Origin of the sequence: Bartonella harrusi (assembly GCF_024297065.1) — a bacterium.
In the GTDB taxonomy this organism is placed as follows: domain Bacteria; phylum Pseudomonadota; class Alphaproteobacteria; order Rhizobiales; family Rhizobiaceae; genus Bartonella; species Bartonella harrusi.
In genome coordinates, this window is the sequence record NZ_CP101114.1 from 1,792,950 (window position 1) to 1,810,455 (window position 17,506).

Annotated in this window: 13 protein-coding genes and 3 pseudogenes; 4 read left to right on the plus strand and 12 right to left on the minus strand. The window is 42.0% G+C overall.

The genetic code is table 11. The features are described from left to right. Nucleotides 1-380: 380 nt before the first annotated feature. The 12 genes from NMK50_RS08405 to NMK50_RS08460 all read right to left on the minus strand — a co-directional run bounded on the left by NMK50_RS08405 (nt 381) and on the right by NMK50_RS08460 (nt 11,783). Nucleotides 381-962 (minus strand): hypothetical protein, encoded by a 582-nt coding sequence (locus tag NMK50_RS08405; RefSeq protein ID WP_254770088.1) that lies wholly within the window; start codon nt 960-962, stop codon nt 381-383. Nucleotides 963-967: 5 nt separating this feature from the next. Next, nucleotides 968-1,330: a hypothetical protein gene (locus tag NMK50_RS08410; RefSeq protein ID WP_254770089.1), complete on the minus strand. Its 363-nt coding sequence runs from the start codon at nt 1,328-1,330 to the stop codon at nt 968-970. 1,480 nt (nt 1,331-2,810) lie between these two features. Next, a complete protein-coding gene (locus tag NMK50_RS08415; RefSeq protein ID WP_254770090.1) occupies nt 2,811-3,134 on the minus strand; it encodes a hypothetical protein in 324 nt (107 codons plus the stop codon). Nucleotides 3,135-3,365: 231 nt separating this feature from the next. Further along, nucleotides 3,366-3,581, minus strand: a complete 216-nt coding sequence (locus NMK50_RS08420) for a hypothetical protein (protein ID WP_254770091.1) — start codon at nt 3,579-3,581, stop codon at nt 3,366-3,368. Between the two features lie 4 nt (nt 3,582-3,585). Next, nucleotides 3,586-3,933, minus strand: coding sequence for a hypothetical protein (locus NMK50_RS08425; protein WP_254770092.1), 348 nt, complete (start codon nt 3,931-3,933; stop codon nt 3,586-3,588). Between the two features lie 1,748 nt (nt 3,934-5,681). Continuing rightward, nucleotides 5,682-6,038: a hypothetical protein gene (locus tag NMK50_RS08430; RefSeq protein ID WP_254770093.1), complete on the minus strand. Its 357-nt coding sequence runs from the start codon at nt 6,036-6,038 to the stop codon at nt 5,682-5,684. Between the two features lie 1,470 nt (nt 6,039-7,508). Further along, entirely contained in the window at nt 7,509-7,835 is a 327-nt protein-coding gene (locus tag NMK50_RS08435) for a hypothetical protein (protein WP_254770094.1), read from the minus strand. A gap of 205 nt (nt 7,836-8,040) precedes the next feature. Then, the gene (locus NMK50_RS08440) at nt 8,041-8,580 is read right to left on the minus strand and encodes a hypothetical protein (protein ID WP_254770095.1); all 540 of its coding nucleotides are present in this window, start codon (nt 8,578-8,580) and stop codon (nt 8,041-8,043) included. 39 nt (nt 8,581-8,619) lie between these two features. Further along, nucleotides 8,620-9,189: a hypothetical protein gene (locus NMK50_RS08445; protein ID WP_254770096.1), complete on the minus strand. Its 570-nt coding sequence runs from the start codon at nt 9,187-9,189 to the stop codon at nt 8,620-8,622. A 37-nt stretch (nt 9,190-9,226) separates the two neighbouring features. Next, nucleotides 9,227-9,742: a hypothetical protein gene (locus NMK50_RS08450; RefSeq protein WP_254770097.1), complete on the minus strand. Its 516-nt coding sequence runs from the start codon at nt 9,740-9,742 to the stop codon at nt 9,227-9,229. A gap of 742 nt (nt 9,743-10,484) precedes the next feature. After that, nucleotides 10,485-10,655: a hypothetical protein gene (locus NMK50_RS08455; RefSeq protein ID WP_254770098.1), complete on the minus strand. Its 171-nt coding sequence runs from the start codon at nt 10,653-10,655 to the stop codon at nt 10,485-10,487. A gap of 891 nt (nt 10,656-11,546) precedes the next feature. Then, nucleotides 11,547-11,783: a hypothetical protein gene (locus NMK50_RS08460; protein ID WP_254770099.1), complete on the minus strand. Its 237-nt coding sequence runs from the start codon at nt 11,781-11,783 to the stop codon at nt 11,547-11,549. A gap of 3,591 nt (nt 11,784-15,374) precedes the next feature. On the opposite strand from NMK50_RS08460, the gene NMK50_RS08465 reads away from it, so the two are divergent. From NMK50_RS08465 to NMK50_RS08480, 4 genes and pseudogenes are all read left to right on the plus strand, one after another. Next, the gene (locus NMK50_RS08465) at nt 15,375-15,923 is read left to right on the plus strand and encodes a hypothetical protein (protein ID WP_254770100.1); all 549 of its coding nucleotides are present in this window, start codon (nt 15,375-15,377) and stop codon (nt 15,921-15,923) included. 399 nt (nt 15,924-16,322) lie between these two features. Beyond that, nucleotides 16,323-16,513 (plus strand): annotated as a pseudogene (locus NMK50_RS08470) (Arm DNA-binding domain-containing protein); the annotation flags it as partial. Nucleotides 16,514-16,521: 8 nt separating this feature from the next. Next, nucleotides 16,522-16,712: pseudogene (locus NMK50_RS08475) on the plus strand (Arm DNA-binding domain-containing protein); the annotation flags it as partial. Nucleotides 16,713-16,720: 8 nt separating this feature from the next. Beyond that, nucleotides 16,721-16,929, plus strand: a pseudogene (locus NMK50_RS08480) (Arm DNA-binding domain-containing protein); the annotation flags it as partial. Nucleotides 16,930-17,506: the final 577 nt, after the last annotated feature.

Consider the following 17,506-nt stretch of genomic DNA (forward strand, 5'->3'; position numbering starts at 1 on the left):
TTATAAAATTTTGAATTTTTCTGCTTCATTCTCCTCCTTTTTTCTCTTCTGCTCTCTCTTTTTACTATGATGCAACTACCATTTCATCATAGCGTAATTACCATAGCATAATTTCACCTCGTTTTTTGCATTTGCCCCGTTTTTACAAGGACACAGTTTTCAATAACATGACTGTTTCAAGAGCATTCCAAGCTCTCTGTATGCTTTTTCATTTCTCTGTTTAATTGTTGTGTCACCTTGAAATACAGTATCCAACGCTTAATAAAAGAAGTATACAGCGCAACCACTGCTATCGTTAAAACAACATCAAGTACTATCCCGATAAAAAACAAGAGAAAGAATAATTTCATCGCAGTTATAAAAGTCATAGCATCCATTTTCTACCCTCTTGCTTTCTCTTGGTAAACGGATTTCTCTTGTTTTCGGGTTAATTCCTCCAACTGCTGGATCTTTTTTTTCAACCGAGAAGTTAATCTTGCACGAAGCACCACAATGACTGGAACGGATAGAAAAACACATGCCGAAATCAAAAACAACGCCATAACAAAACAAACAAGCACCACAAATCTCTTCTCGTCTACATGAGGCCCCATCTGTTGAAAGAAAGCGATATAAACATAAGTTTTAAAAGCCATAATAATGAGAGAGAGACAAGATACCAAGCTATAATCTTTCCAAGAAAAAGCGAGCCATTTTTGAAATATAAAGGCTTTTTCCTCTGTATCCAGAATGGAATTTTGGTACACTTGCTCTTTTTCACTTTTTTCAAGCTGACAAAAACGCTGTGGCTGCTCTTTGAGAGTGCGCTTTTGTTGCTTTACCCAATAATACAACCTCAAACGTTTGAAAAAAGCATAATAAGGCATCACAATGATCATATTCACAAAGATGGCAAAAACCACAACACTGAGAACCATAAAGAAAAAGAACGGCATTATGAGCATTATGAGTCCTGGTCCCATAACGCTTATCCCCTCACCGCTTCGTCTTGCTGCTCAGTTACCTTTTCTTTTTGCTGCATGGTTTTTTTCAACTTCCGTTCTCGCATACTGTGAATCCCCCAAAGAATAGGGAAAGGTGTGAGAATACAAAGCCAAATAAAAACTGGCAGGAGGAAAATCACATACCCCACACCGCTCCACCCCTGCAACGTCTGCATAGTGGTCTTTGCATAAGCAGGAACGTTTAAAGCCATCATGATGGGAAATGCGCAGAGCATTATAAAAAAGCTCTGTAATATGATTTTATAATTTTCACATGAAAAAACCAATGATTTTTTATATGAAAAAGAAGTTCGTCCTTTATAAGACGTTGCGTTTTTCTTCTTCATTTTTTCCCCTGCTTTTTAACTGTTTATTGCCCTTAAGTTTTTATCCTATCCTTCACAGCATATAAAAGGATTCTTCATTTTTCTCAACAACTGATTTTTTGAAGCGAATAACTTTAAACACACCCTCTCCATAAATTTTCCTTCCCCTCCATTATAAGATCCATGCTTTACTGGAATTTCTCAATCTGCGTTGGAAGAGGACCACAGATATTTGCATCCACACACCAAACATCTGCACCACCCTGCTTCGCAATCGACACCATTGACGTATTGATGTATAAAAAGAAGATTATAACTATCGTATTTACCCTTTTCTCACAATCATTTTCATCATACACGATGAAACTGTGTTCCTTTCATTGTTATTTTTTTCTCAACAGCTTTTTTAGATCCCCTCTTTAATTTTAGGTCCCCTCTTTATACTGCATATTGTACAGCTGCGAGTCTCTCACTCTAAAAGACTGAGCAGTTTCCCTTTTCATGGGCACTTTTCAACAACGTGTTCCAGCAAATTATGACGGATTTTTTCCCTTTGTTCCCTCTTTTTCTATCACCACAGTGCATTCAAGATGAATCCCCCAATAGCAGCCTGACGCAAGCCTAATACCAAACCGATCCCTTGGGTCGGCGCAAGCCCGATATAAACCAGATACCAACCCGATGCAAAGGGGCCTCTCCTGCCATATCAACACACGGATCAACACAAGGACACCATCCAGCGGAAGCCTCCCCAAAAGCCCCAACAAACCTTGAAGATGTCTTGACCCAAAAGCAAAAACAGCTTTCCTTCTCCAAAGCCCTTTGTACGAGAGCATTAAATCTCCCGATCAACCAAGCAAAGCAAGAGTTGCAAAATATCAAAGAGCAATAAAAAGCCCCCTAGGTTCTCCTTTTTTGCCAAGATGAATCCCCCAATAGCAGCCTGACGCAAGCCTAATACCAAACCGATCCCTTGGGTCGGCGCAAGCCCGATATAAACCAGATACCAACCCGATGCAAAGGGGCCTCTCCTGCCATATCAACAAACGGATCAACACAAGGACACCATCCAGCCGAAGCCTCCCCAAAAGCCCCAACAAACCTTGAAGATGTCTTGACCCAAAAGCAAAAACAGCTTTCCTTCTCCAAAGCCCTTTGTACGAGAGCATTAAATCTCCCGATCAACCAAGCAAAGCAAGAGTTGCAAAATATCAAAGAGCAATAAAAAGCCCCCTAGGTTCTCCTTTTTTGCCAAGATGAATCCCCCAATAGCAGCCTGACGCAAGCCTAATACCAAACCGATCCCTTGGGTCGGCGCAAACCCGATATAAACCAGATACCAACCCGATGCAAAGGGGCCTCTCCTGCCATATCAACACACGGATCAACACAAGGACACCATCCAGCCGAAACCTCCCCAAAAGCCCCAACAAACCTTGAAGATGTCTTGACCCAAAAGCAAAAACAGCTTTCCTTCTCCAAAGCCCTTTGTACGAGAGCATTAAATCTCCCGATCAACCAAGCAAAGCAAGAGTTGCAAAATATCAAAGAGCAATAAAAAGCCCCCTAAGCTCTCCCCTTTTCCAAAAGGCAGTCTCTTTTTCCAAAGTGGAGGAGCCACTTGGAAACGAAGCCTTTCATGCAAATCACAATCTTCCACCATCCTCTTTAAAGCTTTATCGAGAGCTTTCGTGAATTGCCCCACACGCACCCTTTCTTGAAAGATTTTCCATTCCTTCCTCACAAAGGTCAATTGTATGGCAAGCAAAGGTTTTGCATAATGAGAATCAAGAATACGACAAACTATGGCAAGAATCTCGTTCATCACGCAAATTACAATCACATTGGAAACAGTTCTTCCTTTTCTTATCCTCACAAGCCCTTCATTTTCTCATGATGATAGAAGAAGAATCCTTCGTGATCGGATAATGATAGAGCGCAAGACAACCACCTTTTTTTGCAATTCCACAGGCCATCACAAAGTTTTTAAAGCACTATCGCACTTTGCATCATAAGCGCTTCATCATCATTTTCACAAAGTGCGTTGCGTACTTTTTTACACATCCGCTACACCATTTTCCCGACATGCCGGCACCAGTGCTGTATGATTTTCTTGAAGCACCCTTTTCAATTCTTTTTTTACCTGGCGATTCATTCTCACCCGCTTGAAGACAGAGTAATAAAGTGCAAAAATTAACATGTTAATGAAAAGTGCAAAGACAGCGACGAACAGAGCCGCCACACTGATTAATATGATCAAATCACGGTCCATTTTCTTATTGCTCCTGAGGTGTTTTTTCTCGTTGTCGAATTGCTTCTTCCAATTTTTGGATATTTTTTTTCAAAACAGACCCCAATATGATACGAAGCACCAACGTAACCGGTATAAGAAGAAGAATACATACCGCTATGAAGGCAACAATCAGTATGATAAAAGCAAGCGTAGTAGCTTGCCACTCTGTTAATTTCCACCCTAACAGGATTGGTACAAAGAGAGCCACTCTTAGCACAATAATAACAACAGCAATACAGAAGATCACTTTATATTCTCTGCTTGAAAGAAACACGTCTTCAAACAAAAAAGAGCGCGGCTCTTTGTCGATTTCCAAATTTTTCCCCTTCATTTTTCCCCTTTTTCATTTTGCTCGTTTATGAAGATATTGCTCACCTCGCGCTATATAAAGAAGATCTTTGTTTTTCTCAACACTTGATTGCATTAAACCCGTTTTATAACCATCATTTTAATTTTCCCTCTTTTGTGACGAAAGGATCTCAACAAGATCTCTTGTGCTTTTGATGACAAATATCGCTCCTTCATCCCCCACAAGAAGTCCCTACTCTCTTCATTCTTATTTTCAGTCTGACTGATTAAATAATATTTCTATTTAAACAATATTACATTGACAGGAATTGCGGATCTCTCGCTCTCAATTCTGATAACAAATCACTCTGCCATAAACAATCGATCTGGTCGTCATTGCAAACAAAGCGTGACAGAGTTGTTTTGTCTTTTCCATCTCTTCTGTCTCAACATAACCGGTTCAAGATCGATTTTGGAACCCTTCCATGGCAAATATTTTACCGGCAAAGCCATACCAAACAAGGCAACACCATACTCTCTTATGAGTAAAAATCACCAGCAAAAACAACATCGACAGGGCATACTCACTCAAGAGCCGTATGGATAATGCCGCACAACACTATCTACCACTAAGCACCAATATCTCTATGCAAAAAGTGTACCAAGCACCATCTACAATGCCATCCTCTTGTGATGAGAAGGCAAAGAATAAAGGGGATGAATTTGCAACAAACGAGTTTTTAACATGCAAGAGATAATCAAAAAAGCACAAGACCTTACCTTTATAAACGGTATAAACCACGCAGTGCTATACTCTCTTATGAGTAAAAATCATCAAAAACGGCACCAAAAAGGCAACACGAGCAGAGCCATACCAGCAAAGTGCACCAGCAAGGAATGCTGGCTCAAGAGCCATACGATACCACACAACACTATCTACCGCTAAGCACCAATGTCTCTATGCAAAAAGTGTACCAAGCACCATCTACAATGCCATCCTCTTGTGATGAGAAGGCAAAGAATAAAGGGGATGAATTTGCAACAAACGAGTTTTTAACATGCAAGAGATAATCAAAAAAGCACAATACCTTACCTTTATAAACGGTATAAACCACGCAGTGCTATACTCTCTTATGAGTAAAAATCATCAAAAACGGCACCAAAAAGGCAACACGAGCAGAGCCATACCAGCAAAGTGCACCAGCAAGGAATGCTGGCTCAAGAGCCATACGATACCACACAACACTATCTACCGCTAAGCACCAATGTCTCTATGCAAAAAGTGTACCAAGCACCATCTACAATGCCATCCTCTTGTGATGAGAAGGCAAAGAATAAAGGGGATGAATTTGCAACAAACGAGTTTTTAACATGCAAGAGATAATCAAAAAAGCACAATACCTTACCTTTATAAACGGTATAATCTTTACGCAGCAATACAGTCTCTTGTTAGTGAAGATCAAACGCTACCATACATCTTGTGAATTCATTGCGTGTTGCTCTTAATGCGCTTCAAAAGCACTCTGATCGTTAGTTTAAAAATTTGTTAAATATTGCTTCCATTTTTCAAAAGAGCTGTATCTCACAGGTGTCCGTACACTTCTTTTGGGCAGCATTATACGATATACTCTTCTAGCAAGATCGCATACTCTCGCTGTGTTTTTAAAACGGATGATCTCGTTATCTAATATCATCTGCTCTGTACGAACAGTTTGCTCTTTTCGGCTAATGCCATTTGGAGAATCCAAAAACTTTTCTGCATATTCAAACATTGGGTCATTAAAATGTGTTTCAAATTTTCCTTGAAAAAAAATGGTTGTGCAGAGAAGGCAAAGAATCATAAAATTTTTCTCCACGAATTCTAAAATTTTCAAGTTCAGTTTTTAAGTCGTTAAATGTGAGTGTTGGCATACTTTTATCACCTTGCCACAAATCAGAAAAGCGTCCACAAAAAACAAGTACTATATGGTAATACTTTAAAATATCAAATTTTGAAGGATTGCTTGGCAATGTTATGAAATATCTCCCAAAATCGCTATCGTCATGTGGCATGGGTATGGTACTTTTTATATTTTTATAAAAATCGTCCATAGGGAATCTTGTACTTTTTAACCTTTCTAGGTATTGCGATTCTGTATAATTTTCCACGCATATATTTTTCGTAAAGCTTATCGCACTTATCTAGACTATCTACCCTAGTACATCCCAATAATATTGGTATAGAAACAAAGGCTATAAATGTTATAGTGCGTATTATGAAAAGTGATTTCATAACTTAACCCTTTAAATTTTTATCATTAACACTGCACAACCGATTCACTTTAAATATATCAATATGTGCTCTTTTAACGTTGGAAATGGTATTTAATGCCATTGCTGTACTTGGTTCTATTCCATCTAAACAAGGGAAAATGCAGTGTAAAATCCCCCGCATTTATAGATTTTTATTATTTGGAAGACGTATTGTATAACATTAGACAATACAGAGCCAATTCCACCAGTCAAAAGAAAATGGATACAACTAAAACGTGTGTATGGAGTGTGTAAAATTCATTCCTAATAAAACAACTCGTATTTAAAAAAAAGCTGTCATGAGAGATGCTAAGAATACTGGTAACAAAAGCAACAATAAAGGATTCTGCGCAATCAGGAAGCCCGTATGAAAGTGCGGATCGAGACGGAGTGGCATCTCTTCCTTCTCTATGGTTCTCATCTATAATTCTCAGAAAATGCTCCAGAATCCCCAATGAAGAGAAGACAAGAGCGAGGCACAAAGCACAAAATTACCATCACGAGAAATGGGATGAGAAACGCAATATGGTTTGGAAGCAGGTATGATTGGTATCGTCATGGTGTCGATGTTTTTGGTTTAATGTGCATTTTCTCTATAAAACAACTCGTATTTTAAAAAAAGCTGTCATGAGAGATACTAAGAATACTGGTAACAAAAGCAACAATAAAGGATTCTGCGCAATCAGGAAGCCCGTATAAAAGTGCGGATCGAGACGGAGTGGCATCTCTTCCTTCTCTATGGTTCTCATCTATAATTCTTAGAAAATGCTCCAGAATCCTCAATGAAGAGAGGACAAGAGCGAGGCACAAAGCACAAAATTACCATCACGAGAAATGGGATGAGAAACGCAATATGGTTTGGAAGCAGGTATGATTGGTATCGTCATGGTGTCGATGTTTTTGGTTTAATGTATATTGTCTATGAAGCAAAGTTTATACAAAAAGATTGCCATTAAAGATGCGTATACCACAGAACCTGTCATTAAAATCAAATTGATGTCCCACAGCAAAGCTTTGATAATAAAATAATCTAGGGTCTCAAGCATTGCCAAGCAATACAAATCTCGTAAAATACCACAAAGCATCATGCAAAAAATGCTTTACAGCTTTTTCATCACAGCAAGTCATTGTACCAATTACTTGGCACGACACAACTTCCCTCTTTGAAAAAGAAGTATAAAGCACAAGAATATTTCCTTAACAGAAAAATCAAAAGTAATCGCTAGAAAAAACAGCAATGAAGAAACACGAAAAGGCTTCCGTTTTTCCCACGCACAAGATGGGATGTGTTCCCCACCGCAGGATTAGGATGGGCACCATCTTTCTTTATCTTTGGCTCTCTTCTTCCAATTGCTGAATCATTTTTTTTAATTTACGCGTTACTATAATATGGAGCACCCAAATAATCGGAGAAAAGACAAGAGCACAGCCAAGAATCCATGCAAGCGGCTGTAAGATTGTAAAGGAAAGGAAATCATATCCGCCGCCTACTATGCATAATCCTAAAAACCCGCATACGATCTCCAATCCTAAAAAAAAGGGAAACGGAGCAGTCATCATGACCACAGAAATATAAAATATTCTTTTATAGTCTTGTTTCGAAAGGGTCCATTTTTCTTCAAAAAACGAAGGAAGAGTCTTCTTCTCAAACATTGAATTCTGCTTCACTTTACTTTTTTATTTTACTGTTTTTTCAATTCTTGCATCGCACTCTTGAAGCACTTTTAATGCTGTTTTTGCTTTACAATAGAGCCTCGCACGCTTGAAAAACAAGTAAAAAATGACCAAAATCGGTACGGTAACGATAAAGCCCATGATGACCGAAGTCAAAAAATTGAGGGTCAAGAATGTTACAAAACTACTCGTCATGTTTTCCTCCACGCACATCCTGCATGCAAAGTGTTGTCTCTTGTCGCATCGTTCCCTCTTCCAGTTGCTGGATTGTTTTTTTCAATTTACCAGTCAATTTGATGCAGAATAACCCGACGATTGGTGCAAAAGAAATAAAAAAGGCCGATAGAAGACTCAAGAGCAGAGCGATAAAAAGGCTCACGTCATTTTTCCATCCTGCCATATTTGCTGTAAAAAATGCAGTTTTTAAAAGCGCTATGATGAGAGAGAGACAACAGATTATTTTCAACTCTCTTGGCCAAAGCAACAGAGATTCCTTCAAATGAAAGGCAGACACTGTTGTCTCCAATTTTGCTTTTTGTTCTCTGTCTCCCCGTTGCTGAGAATCGAAGGGATGGGTTGCACTTTTTTTCAGTTCTCCAAGCATATTAAAGTATAACCTCACCTGCTTGATGAAAAAATAAAAAAGCCCAACGATAAACATACCAACTATAATGGTTGCGATGATGAGTCCTAGAAGACCCCAAATTCCTAAAAAAACAAGCACTTTCTTCCCTCTCACATTGTATTTATCGCTTGAGCTGCTTTAAGCAAAATTTTCCAATCTTTTCATTTTCTTCTTCACTTTCAGATTAAGTATACCGTAGAAGATTAAAATTATCGGTAAGGAAAAAGCCACCAATGCGATGCTCAAAAAGACGATAAGAGAGAAAAAAGAATACACAGCAAATAAGAAAGGTTCACTCGTCATCAACTGTTTTAAGTCCATTCCTTGTAACAGTTTTTCTCCTGCCATACCGACCGAAATGAGGAAAGGCAAGAAAATCAAAACAAAGACCATCAGAGAGAAAATGAAGATTCTTTTATAATCCTTTTTGGAAAGAACCAAAGATTCTTTGAATGAAGAGAGATAAGCTTTCACATCAAATATTGGTCCATTTTCTTCTATTTTCTTTTCGTGACCGCTGAAGCGCTGTGTTGTATCCTTTTTAAGTTTTTTAAAGGTTTTGGAAAGCCCGCGTGCACGGCAAAGACGTTTAATAAAAGAGTAATAAACAGCAACAATTGCCATATTGGCACTAATGCTTACCATACTAAAAAGGATGACCAGCAACCCAACGACGAAAATGACGGACAACGTTGCCAAAAGATCCATTTTTTTCCTACCCTGTTCTATGAAACCATGAAATGTGCTATTGAGATGACTTTCCCAATTGCTGCTCCAATTGCTGGACCATGCCCTTCAATTCACGTTTCACCATAAGGCGGACAACAACAACAACTGGAAAGAGCGCGAGAAGCGCTCCCAAAATAAATTGTGGCATCATAAGTATATAAGCCCAAACGCCATTCCACCCAGCGGCACGATACAATTCTGTCATACTCATTTCACTAGAAAAAAATCCCATCAAGAATATATCTTTCAAATTTTCCAGAAGCGTTTTATGAAGATTTTCTTGAAACATTGCCTCAGCTTGTTCCTTAGACACCACATGAAACAACCCCATAGGTTGGATGCATGCTACAACAACCAAAAACACTAATATGATAAGGGATAGGAAAAAGAGTATGACATAATCTTTTGTAGAGAGAGCCATCTTATCTTTAAAAGCAAGCAGCCGATATTCTTTATCAAAAACGCTCTGAGAGACAAAGTCCGCACCTTCACGCTGTTGCAAAGATTGCTGTTGTGGTTTGTCTGTGGTCACGTTACGCTCCCCCCTTCATAAATATTTTAGACACGCAAAAAATAAGCTATCTAACGAAAATGCTTCTCACAACCACGCAAATTGCATTCCATCCTCATCCTTTTCAGTTTCTCAACAAAAGGAGGGACACTGTCATACACTCTAAACACTGTCACACACTTTGGAGAGAATGACGGATCATGCCAACGAGCACTGCGAAACTGGGGAATCTCACTAGCATCTAAAATAAGAAAAGTAAAACACTTTTAAGAGTAAAAGAAGATAAAAACAAACTTACCGCACATAAAAATGAATGTATGACTTTGTCCCTCTAGAACTCTGCATAACAACACCCCTCTAAACTTGTCAGTGATCGTTTTCCTATTGAAGAGCTTTTGATGCCTTTTTTATTGTTTTTTTGATGGTTTGTGTTTTCTCAATATTGAATCATTTTTCACCACACAAAACAAAAGAATACAGAACAACAAAGGAGAGGTGTATGATAAAACATTATGCTAAGCGTCCCACAATAAGATGATGACAACACAATAGGCTTCACTTTTCCAGTGCAATACCATTTAAAAAAGGGAAATCTTATTAAAAATGGAATGAAAAATAATGCGTTTCTTTTGAGAAAAGAATCATCGATAACAAAGCCCTATCAATTTATTTTGCTGCGTTTTTTTGTTAATGTGGAAAAACCCTTGACTTTGTGTCTGTCTCATTCATGAAGGAGCAAACCGGACGACCCTTCTCTTTACCCCTATGTTGCAACAACTCTTGCATTCACACGATTCATGAAAGGCATTTGCCTCCTTTCCTCACGCGTTTTATCCACACGATCATCCCACTTGTGACGTACAAGGAGAGGGTTTTGCTTGAGACAATAAAAGGGAGTAAAACGAAAGGATTTTACGATATTCAGATCCATCATTCTAGATGCAAAACGATAAATTATCTTTATAAATTAATTTGTTATCTTGCCAAAGAACAGTCTTATCCCAAGGACAGTCTTACCCCAAGAACAACCTTAAGAGAGACACTCCCGCACCTCTCTCACATGACCCTTTGATTGCCCACAGAAGAGTAAGCTATAAAGGCAAAGAAACAAATCCATACAAGAAGCACCAGCGTCAAAGAAAAAAGATTGCTTTTATGAACAGGAGAAAACTGTCGATCTTCTGTACGATAAATCACAAATTCTACTGTTTATCCTGCTTATCCTACACAATTTTCATGGAGGGCACAAAATTATCCCTTATCCAATGGCCCTTATGACTTCTTGTCAAAACAGCTCCCTTGATCCCGTGTCAGAACGGCCCTTCTTATCCCTTATCAGAATAGTGTTTTTGAAACCTCCACCTTATTCAAACTCTCAGAGAAAAAGAAAGCAAAAAACTCTTTAGCTCTGCTCAAAAGGAACAGTTTTTTAAAGGAAAGGAGCAATACTTTTACGCGGTTTTGATCTCTCCTTTTCTCTTCTCACCAAGATTTGATAAAAATGCACTTTCTGAGCATATGCTAGAGCGTATGCTTATAGCATATGCTTATCTCTATAACCTTGACTTTATGACCTTGTTCATTCTTCTTTTTGCGTTCCTCTTTCATGCGAAGATACGAATCTCACACGTTTGACAAACGAGGTATAAATTCCGACAAGGAGCATACTGTTTAAAAGAGCAATAATGATAAGACCCAAAAAACAAGAATACCTAACAAGACTGTAAAAACAATCATTTTTTCCCCCCTATAATGTTTGCGCACAAACTGATATAGCTTGTTGTTCAGATGGTTCTTCCCATTGCTGAAGCATTGCTTTCAAATGTCAATTGATAATGACATGGAGGACCAAAACGGCAGGGAGGAAGATGATAGCCAATCCCCAAATAAAAACCGGCAGGAAGATGATAAAATCTATAAAGCCATCATCCCCAGTATAAGTTCCTCCAGTAAATAAACCGAAGAAAAACATTAGCAGATACACGGCTCGAATGGCTCCTAAAATCAACAAAACGAGAGCAATGCAGAAGGTTATTTTATAATCTTTCATAGAAAGCATCATATCCGCCTTGAAATCCAAGAGTTCAGATTTTCTACTCTATGATGCCGCACTCTTTTGCGTTTGAGCAGATTCACGTTGTGATTATAATTCATCTTGTGGTTGTCTCTTTTTTGTTGTCATACTGATAAAACCCCGCTTTCTCATTTTTTTACAAACCACCCCTTACAAGGCAAGTGCTTAGAGCTGTGTTACGGATTTCCCCCCATATTCAACATGGACACGAAAAATGCATAAACCAATCAAAAGCACGTAAAGGACACGAACCCAATAACAGCATGAATATGTGAATTTTCCGTATCTCAATGAAATAAGACAGCCAACACACCCTCACAAATCTCTGACAGCTTTATGCATTAGGGGGTGCCTTTACCAATCTTAACAAAAATTTTTAATCTCTCTTTTAAGATCTTATTAAAAAGGGTTTTCATATCTCTCAAACATTGCTCAGCCCAAACCCAACATAGACATTAGAGCATTGAGGCGTTGAGGCGCTGGAACACTGAGGCGCTGGGACGTTGAGGCGCTGGGACGCTGAGGCACTGGGACACTGAGGCACTGGGACGTTGAGGTGCTGGAACACTGAGGTGCTGGAACACTGAGGTGCTGGAACACTGAGGTGCTGGGACACTGAGGTGCTGGGACACTGAGGCGTTGAGGCACTGGGACACTGAGGCACTGGGACACTGAGGCGCTGGGACGCTAGGACACTGGGACGCTGAGGTGCTGGGACGCTGAGGCACTGGGACACTGAGGCACTGGGACACTGAGGCACTGGGACACTGAGGCATCGAGGCACTGAGACGCTGGGGTGCTGGAACACTGAGGTGCTGGAACACTGGGGCGCTGCGACACTGAGGCACTGAGGCACTGGGACGTTGAGGCACTGGGACGCTGGGGCACTGGGGCACTGGGGCACTGGGACGCTGGGGCACTGGGGCACTGGGGCGCTGGAACACTGAGGCGCTGGGACGTTGAGGCGCTGGGACGCTGAGGCACTGGGACACTGAGGCACTGGGACGCTGAGGCACTGGGACGCTGAGGCACTGGGACGCTGAGGCGCTGGGACGTTGAGGCGCTGGGACGCTGAGGCACTGGGACACTGAGGCACTGGGACGTTGAGGTGCTGGAACACTGAGGTGCTGGAACACTGAGGTGCTGGAACACTGAGGTGCTGGGACACTGAGGTGCTGGGACACTGAGGCGTTGAGGCACTGGGACACTGAGGCACTGGGACACTGAGGCGCTGGGACGCTAGGACACTGGGACGCTGAGGTGCTGGGACGCTGAGGTGCTGGGACGCTGAGGCACTGGGACACTGAGGCACTGGGACACTGAGGCACTGGGACACTGAGGCATCGAGGCACTGAGACGCTGGGGTGCTGGAACACTGAGGTGCTGGAACACTGGGGCGCTGCGACACTGAGGCACTGAGGCACTGGGACGTTGAGGCACTGGGACGCTGGGGCACTGGGGCACTGGGGCACTGGGACGCTGGGGCACTGGGGCACTGGGGCGCTGGAACACTGAGGCGCTGGGACGTTGAGGCGCTGGGACGCTGAGGCACTGGGACACTGAGGCACTGGGACGCTGAGGCACTGGGACGCTGAGGCACTGGGACGCTGAGGCACTGGGACGCTGAGGCACTGGGACGCTGAGGCACTGGGACGCTAGGACGCTGGGACACTGAGGCACTGAGGCGTTGGGACGTTGGGGCGCTAAGACGCTGGAACACTGAGGTGCTGGGACACTGAGGCGTTGAGGCACTGGGACGCTGGGACACTGAGGCACTGAGGCGTTGGGACGTTGGGGCGCTAAGACGCTGGAACACTGAGGTGCTGGGACACTGAGGCGTTGAGGCACTGGGACGCTGAGGCACTGGGACGCTGAGACGCTAAGACGCTGGAACACTGAGGTGCTGGGACACTGAGGCGTTGAGGCACTGGGACGCTGGGACACTGAGGCACTGAGGCGTTGGGACGTTGGGGCGCTAAGACGCTGGAACACTGAGGTGCTGGGACACTGAGGCGTTGAGGCACTGGGACGCTGAGGCACTGGGACGCTGAGGCACTGGGACGCTGAGACGCTAAGACGCTGGAACACTGGGGCGCTGGGACGTTGGAACACTGGGACGTTGGGAGGTTGGGGCGTTGGAGCGCTGGGACGTTGAGGCGCTGAGGTGCTGGGACGTTGGGGCGCTAAGACGCTGGAACACTGAGGCACTGGGACGCTAGGACGCTGGGACGCTGAAGCGCTGGAGCGCTGGGACGCTAGGACGCTGAAGCGCTGGAGCGCTGGGACGCTAGGACGCTGGGACGCTGGGATGCTAGGACGCTGGGACGCTGGAGCGCTGGGATGCTAGGACGCTGGGGCGTTGAGGCACTGGGACGTTGGGGCGCTGGAGCGCTGGGACGTTGAGGCGCTGGGACGTTGGGACGTTGGGACGCTGGGGCGTTGGGACGTTGAGGTGCTGAGACGCTGGGACGCTAGGACGCTGGGACGCTGGAGCGCTGGGACGCTGGGACGCTGGGGCGCTGGGGCGCTGGGGCGCTGGAACACTGAGGCGTTGAGGCGCTGAGGTGCTGGGACGTTGGGGCGTTGGAGCAATGACAAACATATTCGTAATTTAAAAGTATTTTTCAATGATATGCTCTCATAACAAGACAGTTTCATGAAAAAATCCGTTTTTTTGACAAAACAATACCAAAGAATAGGATAAAATATTTTCTATAAAGGATACAGATAAAAAATCATGCCCAACAAAGACAAGCGGAGGGACGCATCGCTCATTTTGTTACGGCCACTGTCATGACAGTTGCATTGTTGAAATATGATTGATATTTTATTTGAAAAAAGCATATAAATTATGGTACAATAAGAAGGGTTGAAGAGTATTTTTTACAGCTATACTTTGTTTAACGCAGAGTAAAATATTCCTCTAAAAAGGAGACAAAAAAGACTTTAGTGGAGAGAATAATAAACTTCATTAAAGTGTTTTACATCACACATCTTAATACTGTACCACCCAACAAAACCCAGGAGAACACAGCAAAATCAATCAGAACAATGACTTTTCAAGCAATGATTTAAAACAGATACACCACGGCCTCCCTTCAACAAAAAGAGAAGACAACAAAAAAACGCATAGGTATCAAACACATGCGCATCCCCATACGTATTTTCCCTATAAATATTCCATTGTTTTTGTCTTTTTCCGTTCGCATTTGGCAAAAATTGTTCTTAAAATTTTTCAATGTATGTTTAACTTTTTAGTATGTTTAAAAATTCTATGGAAAGCAAATGATCCCCTAGCAATAACAGTCTCAATGGCAATGAAAAGAGCAAACGAAATGGTATAAGGCAACATCATTCTCCATGCACAAAGCATGGCGCTTGCTTGAGATAAAAAAGAGAAGTTTATCACCCTTGCTTTTTCCTCAGCAACGGCCCTTCATTCTGTTCCCCCCCGGGTTATATTCCCCCAACTCTATTCTTCCTCCTCCACTTATTTCACCAAGGAGAGCCTTTGCGCAATACTTCCCCCCCCAATCACTCTTAAACAAGCAATCTTTTTTAAATTCAAATGGTAGATTTATGAAAATAGGTAAAAAACGCGGTAGACCGAGAATAACAGGCAAACTTAGAGAACCCAATGGTCGTATTTCACGTGCCAAAAAACCACGCACGCCCCCTCCTCTTCTAACCATTGAAATGCGTGCGAAACACTTTGGTTTGACTTTAGAAGAAGCCAAAAATCCGCTTTCGAGTTCCTATATTGGACGCCTTTGTTTGCTTGGCTACAAACAAGATGGTTCAGGTATCAGTAAAGAACAATATGAGACTGCGCAACGCTATCTACAAATCAGAAATGATTATTTATGTGCCAAAGGTTTGCCGAGTGGATATTATGATGATTTCACCCATGCATCAAATGAAAACGCCCACAAACAGTGGATTCAAAAAGCCACCGATCACTATGATGGCATGAAAAAAGCCATTCAAGAAGCACAAAATTCACATCGTCAACATAACTTTCATGCCGCATTACAATATCTTGTTGTAGAGGATCAACAGCTTCCCTCCCTTGTTCATTCGTTGCGTCTTATTCTTAATGCGCTTGATAAATATTTTGACGGAGCATAAAGAATACCCCGTCCCATGAGGTCCATATAAACGCACAATGCATCTCCCGCATTGCCCAATGCTGGTTACAAACAGCAGCTTCAAACAACAAGCATCATTGCTACAGACAAGAAATGCCAGTGCCACAGAAAACCGCTGTTAACAGAGCAAAATCACGCTCCACCACCCATAGCAAATGCCACAACCACCCCCCTACCAAAAACCGCCATACAAAGCGTGTATCATCAAATAAATATTGATTTATAACGATAAAAATGCTTTTCAACTTGTATCACAACCCCGAATATTGTAAGATTCTCTTATCTTAAATCATTTCATTTTGAATCAAACAAAACCATCCTCTTACACGTCACAAGTGGGGATAGCGTGTGGGTAAAAACTCTCAAGAAGGGTATAAAAATACCTGTTATGAATCGTCTAAAGACCCAAGGGCTTTCGCAACATTGGGGACCGGTACAGAGGATGATGGTGCCGGCTTGTACCTTCATAAGCGTAAAGATGGTGACGTTCAATGGCTTTACCGCTATACCATCCACGAGCACCGTCGTGAAATGGGTTTAGGTGCTTTAAGAGATGTCTCTTTAAAAAGGACGTAAAAATGCCTGTTATGAATCGTCTAAAGACCCAAGGGCTTTCGCAACATTGGGGACCGGTAAAGAGGATGATGGTGCCGGCTTGTACCTTCATAAGCGTAAAGATGGTGACGTTCAATGGCTTTACCGCTATACCATCCACGAGCACCGTCGTGAAATGGGCTTGGGAGCTTTAAGAGATGTCTCTTTAAAAAGGACGTAAAAATGCCTGTTATGAATCGTCTAAAGACCCAAGGGCTTTCGCAACATTGGCGGTCGGTAAAGCGTATGATGGTGCCGGCTTGTACCTTCATAAGCGTAAAGATGGTGACGTTCAATGGCTTTACCGCTATACCATCCACGAGCACCGTCGTGAAATGGGTTTAGGTGCTTTAAGAGATGTCTCTTTAAAACAAGCCCATGAATGTGCAACCTAATGGCGTTTTGTTTTACAAACAACGCACATCTCACCTTAGCGAAATCACCTTACTTTTTCTCAAAAGAAAAGTAGTGTTTCAGCTCTCCAACAACTTTTAAAGAAGACAAAAAGCATTTTTCCCAAACCAACACAACAGCCATAAAAACACAAGAGCATCATTTTTCTCTTGACAACAGATGAAAAATTGTATTTAATGACACATGCGGGGAGTGTTTTTTTGTGCCTATATTTTATTATAATTCCTCCATACGGTTATATTCTCTATAATGCTGCTAAAAAGAGCAAGAGGGACAAGGGTGCCGTTGCACCTACCAAAAAACACAATCCTCTCTTTCATTTTCTTTTCCTCCTTCACTCTCTCTTTGCTTTCTAAAGAGAGTTAAGTTAACTTGAACGAAATTTTCAAGGCAAAATTTATCCCACCGCCTCACTGCTCCATCGCCGCATCCGGCTTGTAGCCTATAAACCGCGCTAAAATCGCCATCAAACTCTACTGTAAATCACCTATGCCATAAGCGCATGGAACCTCTCTCAAGAAAAACCACATAATAACAAATTGGTAAAAATAAAGG

Bases quoted from the DNA above. Each gene is read 5' to 3' on its own strand.
- NMK50_RS08405 (WP_254770088.1), bottom strand. From the start codon at position 962: ATGGGACCAGGACTCATAATGCTCATAATGCCGTTCTTTTTCTTTATG.
- NMK50_RS08410 (WP_254770089.1), bottom strand. From the start codon at position 1,330: ATGAAGAAGAAAAACGCAACGTCTTATAAAGGACGAACTTCTTTTTCA.
- NMK50_RS08415 (WP_254770090.1), bottom strand. From the start codon at position 3,134: ATGAACGAGATTCTTGCCATAGTTTGTCGTATTCTTGATTCTCATTAT.
- NMK50_RS08420 (WP_254770091.1), bottom strand. From the start codon at position 3,581: ATGGACCGTGATTTGATCATATTAATCAGTGTGGCGGCTCTGTTCGTC.
- NMK50_RS08425 (WP_254770092.1), bottom strand. From the start codon at position 3,933: ATGAAGGGGAAAAATTTGGAAATCGACAAAGAGCCGCGCTCTTTTTTG.
- NMK50_RS08435 (WP_254770094.1), bottom strand. From the start codon at position 7,835: ATGTTTGAGAAGAAGACTCTTCCTTCGTTTTTTGAAGAAAAATGGACC.
- NMK50_RS08445 (WP_254770096.1), bottom strand. From the start codon at position 9,189: ATGGATCTTTTGGCAACGTTGTCCGTCATTTTCGTCGTTGGGTTGCTG.
- NMK50_RS08455 (WP_254770098.1), bottom strand. From the start codon at position 10,655: ATGATGGATCTGAATATCGTAAAATCCTTTCGTTTTACTCCCTTTTAT.
- NMK50_RS08460 (WP_254770099.1), bottom strand. From the start codon at position 11,783: ATGATGCTTTCTATGAAAGATTATAAAATAACCTTCTGCATTGCTCTC.
- NMK50_RS08465 (WP_254770100.1), top strand. From the start codon at position 15,375: ATGAAAATAGGTAAAAAACGCGGTAGACCGAGAATAACAGGCAAACTT.